This is a genomic window from Mesorhizobium sp. P5_C1 (assembly GCF_054049815.1).
Genome location: NZ_JBFULQ010000423.1, coordinates 1 through 4,868 on the forward strand (window position 1 = coordinate 1; position 4,868 = coordinate 4,868).

Genomic DNA, 4,868 nt, shown 5'->3' on the forward strand with positions numbered 1-4,868 from the left:
TCGGAGGCCGAGCTCATCGCCGCGCATTGCGGCGACGGGGTTGTCCGCATCGAGCCGCGCGTCAACGATCTCCTGACCGGCCTCGAAGCCGTCGGCGAAGTCATGGCCTTGACCCGCAACGAAAGTGCGGTGCACGAGAAGATCGGCGTCTACGACAAGATCGTCACCGGCAACCACAATGCCATGGTGCTCGGCGAAAACATCGATCTGCGCATCTTCCCGAAAGTCTGGGCGCACGGCTTTGCCGTGGAAAAGCGCGATGGCGACGACATTCGCCGCAGCCTGCAGTTCTTCGACGCGGCGGGCGAGGCGGTGCACAAGGTGCATCTGCGGCCTGCCTCCAGTCTCTATGCCTACCAAAAGCTGGTCGCCGCGCTCGAATCGTCGAACCAGGAGCCGACGATCGACATTTCTGGACACGTCCCCGACGACGAGGTCCATGGCGGGGAAACCACCGCCAATCTTGACGATTTGCGCGACCGCTGGAGCCGGCTGACCGACGTGCACCAGTTCTTCGGCATGCTGAAGACGCTGAAGCTCAGCCGCCGGCAGGCGGTGCGTATGGTCGGCCAGGACTATGCCTGGCGGCTCGACAATGACGCCGTCCGCGCCATGTTCCATCATGCCGCCGAGGGCGAGATGCCGATCATGTGCTTTGTCGGCAATCGCGGCTGTATCCAGATCCATTCCGGTTCGGTCAAATCCATCAAGCCGATGGGGCCATGGATCAACGTACTGGACGAGACCTTCCACCTGCACTTGCGAACCGACCACCTCCATGAGGTCTGGGCGGTGCGCAAGCCGACCAAGGACGGTCACGTCACCTCGCTCGAAGTCTATGATGCCGACGGCAAGATGATCATCCAGTTCTTCGGCAAACGCCACGAAGGCGAGAGCGAGCGCGACGACTGGCGATTCCTGGCGGAACACCTGCCGCGCATCCCTAGCCCGACCGCAGCCTGAGGATGATACCTATGGTTTCCTTTTCCAGACTGGCGCCTGTTCTCAGGCTGGCGCTTGGACCGGCAATCGGTCTCTCCCTGGCTTTTGTCGCCTTGCAACCCGGCAACGCCGCCGAGGGTGCGACCGTCTTTGCCGATCGCTCGAAGATAGTTGCCATTGGCGGCTCCATCACCGAGATCGTCTACGCGCTCGGCGAGGAGAAGCATCTGGTGGCTCGCGATTCCACCAGCCGGTATCCGAAGGCCGCACTTGATCTGCCTGATGTCGGCTACATGCGCCARCTGTCGCCGGAAGGTGTGCTGTCGGTCAACCCGACCGGCATCCTTGCGCTGCACGGCAGCGGTCCCAGGGAAGCCGTCGATGTGCTGAAGAAGGCGAGTGTCCCGTTCATCGAAGTGCCCGAACACTATAGCCACGAAGGCATCCTGGAGAAGATCCGCATCGTCGGCAAGGCACTCGGCGTCGACGCCAAGGCCGAGGTGCTGGCCAGGGAGCTTGATGCCAAGCTCACCGCGGCCGAAAAGCAGACGGCCTCGATCAAGCAGCGCAAGCGCATCCTGTTCGTGCTGTCGATACAGGGCGGCAAGATCCTGGCCGCCGGCAGCGAGACCGCCGCCGATGGCATGGTCAAGCTGGCGGGCGGGGGCAATGCCGTGGAAGGCTTTTCCGGCTACAAGCAAATGTCCGACGAGGCGATCATCACCGCCAGGCCGGACGTGATCCTGATGATGAGCAATGCCGGGCCTCCGGTATCGGACGACGAATTGTTCGCCAATCCGTCCATCGCCTCGACGCCGGCGGGTGCCGCACGCAAGCTGATCCGCATCGACGGCGCCTATCTGCTCGGCTTCGGGCCGCGCACGGCCGATGCTATCCACGATCTCGCCGTCTCGCTTTATGGCGGGCAGGTCACGGATTGAGCGGGCAGATCATGGTCGATCAATCAATGGCCGGCCCGGTGAAGGTGATGGCGGGTGCATCCGACGGCGATCGCTCGGATCGCGCCCGCATCGTCACTCTTCTCCTGTGCCTGGGGCTCGTCATCGCCGTGCTTTTGTCGCTGACGTCCGGAGCATCGGACGCATCGGCCGTCAATGTCATCAGCGACTGGCTGTTCGGCACCGTGCCTGATAACGCCGCGTTGAGGGCCCGCGACAGCCTGATCGTCTACGACATCCGCCTGCCGCGCATCATCCTGGGCATGCTGGTCGGCGCAGCACTTGCCGTCTCCGGCGCTGTCATGCAGGGGCTGTTCCGCAATCCGCTCGCCGATCCCGGCCTGATCGGCGTTTCGGCCGGGTCCAGCCTCGGCGCGGTTGCCGTCATCGTGCTCGGTGCCACGGTGCTGGCGCCGGTGACGGCCTGGTTTGGCACGCTTGCGCTGCCATTGGCGGCATTCTGTGGCGGGCTCGCCACGACATTGGTGCTCTACCAGGTTGCCACGCGACGGGGACAAACCTCGGTTGCCACCATGCTGCTCGCCGGCATCGCGCTGGCGGCGCTTGCCATGGCGCTGACCGGCATCCTGATCTTCATGGCCGACGACCGCCAGTTGCGCGACCTGACCTTCTGGCAACTCGGATCGCTCGGTGGCGCGACCTGGGCGAAGATCGCTTCGGTCGGACCGATCATCATGCTGGCGCTGGTGGCGATGTCGTTCCTGGCGCGCGGCCTCAACGCACTGGCGCTGGGCGAGGCGACCGCCGGCCATCTCGGCATTCCGGTGCAACGGCTGAAGTACACGGCCATCATCGGTGTCTCGGCGGCGGTCGGTGCATCCGTCGCCGTCAGCGGCGGCATCGGTTTCGTCGGCATCGTCGTACCGCATTTGCTGCGGCTGCTGATCGGTCCCGACAATCGCTACCTGCTGCCGGCATCGGCGCTGCTCGGCGCCTCGCTGCTGCTGCTGGCCGACGCCGTCGCGCGCACCATCGTGGCGCCGGCTGAATTGCCGATCGGCATTGTCACCGCGATCGCCGGTGCGCCGTTCTTCCTGTCGATACTGCTGCGCAAGCGCGGCGTCGTTGATTTGTGATTTAGGGACCTGTGAGGCTCGGATGATCGAGGCAAGGGATGTTTCCGTGGCGATCGCCGGCAAGCACATCGTTGCCGGTGTCGATTTCGCCGCACGCCCCGGCGAAGTGGCGGCAATCGTCGGCCCCAATGGGTCCGGCAAGACGACCTTCCTCAAGGCGCTGTCCGGCGAACTCGCCTACACCGGACATGTCGTCCTCAACGGCGGCGACCTCTCGGCGATGAAGCCGGTCGAGATCGCCGTCCATCGGGCCGTGCTGCCGCAGGCGACGACGCTGTCGTTTCCGTTCACGGTGCGGGAGGTGGTCAAGCTTGGCCTTGTCGGCGGCCGCTCGGGCGTCTTGCCGGGCGAGGACGCGCGGCTGCCGGAACGGGCGCTGGCGCGTGTCGACCTCGATGGTTTTGCCGGGCGTTTCTACCAGGAGCTTTCGGGCGGCGAGCAGCAGCGTGTCCAGCTTGCGCGCGTGCTGTGCCAGGTCTGGGCGCCGGTGCTCGACGGCAAGCCGCGCTATCTGTTCCTCGATGAGCCGGTTTCCAGCCTCGATATCAAGCACCAGCTGATCATCATGAACATCGCCCGCGACTTCGCCAGAAGGGGCGGCGGCGTGGTCGCCATCCTGCACGACCTCAATCTGACGGCCATGTTTGCCGACCGGATTTTTGTCATGCATCGCGGCAGGCTTGCTGCCACCGGCTCGCCACGGGCCGTGCTGAGCGACGACCTGATCGAAAAAGTGTTCGACTGCCGGCTCAGGGTCGGCGTGCTGCCGGCCGGCGACATGCCGTTCGTATTGCCGCAGTCGACGGTCTGTTGATACTCAGGTGAGGCGGCCTGCGAATGGCGGTTTCCTGCGCTTCCGGTACTCACGTACCCGAAAGTACGCTCCGTTCGTTCTCGACTCAGCGTGACCTGAATCTCAACGGACCTAATCAGACTCGGGAGACTTGCTCAGGCAGCAGGTGCGCGGCGCTCCACCAGCATGTCGATACCGAGCAGGTTGCGCACATTCGGCCGCGCCGCCACGAGATCGGCGATCGTGTAGCGCTCCAGCACCGCGAAGAACGCGTTCAGCGCCTCGCGCAATGCCGAGTTCAGCGCACAGCTGTCGACCAGCGGGCATTCGGCGGCATCGTTCTCGAAGCATTCGGCCATGGCGAAGCTCTCTTCGGTCACGCGCACGACATCGAATAGGCTGATGGACTCAGCGGCACGGCCAAGCCTGACGCCGCCATTCCTGCCACGCACGGTCTCGACCAGGCCGTGCTCGACCAGCGGCTGYAGGATCTTGAACAGGAACAACTCCGACACCGAATAGGCGGCCGCGATCTCGGGGATGCGGCTCAATCGATCATTGTYGGCGGCACAATACATCAGGATGCGCATGGCATAGTTGGTCTGGCGCGTAAGCCGCATTTTGTCCTCACAACGCGCTGGTGCGGTAGAACCACGCCAGATTTCAAAACTTTACTGATGCGGCTTTGACTCCGAAATTTCGGATTCGCCACATTGGCCTGGGCGGAATATGGCCTATACCTTGGAACAATTCCAGACTAGCCAGGCACAATAGATGAACATTCTCGTCAACTTTGTGTGTGCATCCGAGCAAGGTGCGAGCGAAACCGGCTGTAACGGGCATTTCGCCTGATGAAACACTAAATAGGCCCGAGATTGACGAGGAGCAGCTCATCCATGTCACAATCGGTCCAGTCGCTGGCGCCTGTCCGTTTCGATGCCGACGCGGAGGCCAGGCTTTCCGCCTTGCGGTGGACAAAGTTTATCGCGGCGGCGGCGCTGGCGCTTTGCGTGCTGGTGTTYGCGCTCGCCAAATCGTTCGAGCACATCTATCCGTGGCTCGGCTTCGTCGCGGTCT

The 4,868-nt window shown here is 63.6% G+C and carries 5 protein-coding genes and 1 pseudogene; 5 read left to right on the forward strand and 1 reads right to left on the reverse strand.

The annotated features are described in order from the left end of the window. From ACXJ7R_RS24820 to ACXJ7R_RS24835, 4 genes are all read left to right on the forward strand, one after another. On the forward strand, nucleotides 1-963 hold a 963-nt coding region (locus ACXJ7R_RS24820; RefSeq protein ID WP_457154133.1), incomplete at its 5' end, for a hemin-degrading factor. Between the two features lie 11 nt (nucleotides 964-974). After that, nucleotides 975-1,883: a heme/hemin ABC transporter substrate-binding protein gene (locus ACXJ7R_RS24825; RefSeq protein WP_457154134.1), complete on the forward strand. Its 909-nt coding sequence runs from the start codon at nucleotides 975-977 to the stop codon at nucleotides 1,881-1,883. 11 nt (nucleotides 1,884-1,894) lie between these two features. After that, a complete protein-coding gene (locus ACXJ7R_RS24830) occupies nucleotides 1,895-2,998 on the forward strand; it encodes a FecCD family ABC transporter permease (RefSeq protein WP_457154135.1) in 1,104 nt (367 codons plus the stop codon). A gap of 22 nt (nucleotides 2,999-3,020) precedes the next feature. Continuing rightward, entirely contained in the window at nucleotides 3,021-3,812 is a 792-nt protein-coding gene (locus ACXJ7R_RS24835) for a heme ABC transporter ATP-binding protein (RefSeq protein ID WP_457154136.1), read from the forward strand. Nucleotides 3,813-3,946: 134 nt separating this feature from the next. Here ACXJ7R_RS24835 and rirA read toward each other — a convergent pair whose 3' ends face one another. After that, entirely contained in the window at nucleotides 3,947-4,411 is a 465-nt protein-coding gene (gene rirA, locus ACXJ7R_RS24840; RefSeq protein ID WP_457154137.1) for an iron-responsive transcriptional regulator RirA, read from the reverse strand. Between the two features lie 276 nt (nucleotides 4,412-4,687). Here rirA and ACXJ7R_RS24845 point away from each other — a divergent pair. After that, nucleotides 4,688-4,868, forward strand: a pseudogene (locus ACXJ7R_RS24845) (DUF445 domain-containing protein); the annotation flags it as partial.